Annotated in this window: 1 protein-coding gene; it reads right to left on the bottom strand. The window is 45.8% G+C overall.

Features of this window, described 5'->3' with window-relative positions; all coding sequences use genetic code 11:
* Positions 1-227 (bottom strand): transposase (locus BHE85_RS19870; protein ID WP_146628066.1); only part of this gene is annotated, 227 nt, incomplete at its 3' end.
* Positions 228-299: the final 72 nt, after the last annotated feature.

Raw genomic sequence — 299 nt, 5'->3', positions numbered from 1 at the left:
CGTTGTAGCTTTTTCCTCAGCTTACGTATTTCGATTTGTTCTGGTGTTATCGGAGAGGCTTTTGGTGTTTTGCCCTGACGCTCATCACGCAGTTGTTTGACCCATCTTGTCATTGTGGAAAGGCCAACATCCATAGCTTTGGCGGCATCTGCCACCGTGTATTTCTGGTCAACAACCAGTTGAGCGGATTCGCGTTTAAACTCTGTGCTAAAATTTCTTTTTTTCATTGGAGCACCTGTGTTGTTCTGAGGTGAGCATATCACCTCTGTTCAGGTGGCCAAATTCAGTGTGCCACTTCA

Origin of the sequence: Shigella sp. FC1567 (assembly GCF_001743015.1) — a bacterium.
GTDB classification, from domain to species: domain Bacteria; phylum Pseudomonadota; class Gammaproteobacteria; order Enterobacterales; family Enterobacteriaceae; genus Escherichia; species Escherichia coli.
The sequence above is the reverse complement of the archived record's forward strand: the minus strand, read 5'-3'. Positions and strand labels throughout refer to the sequence as shown.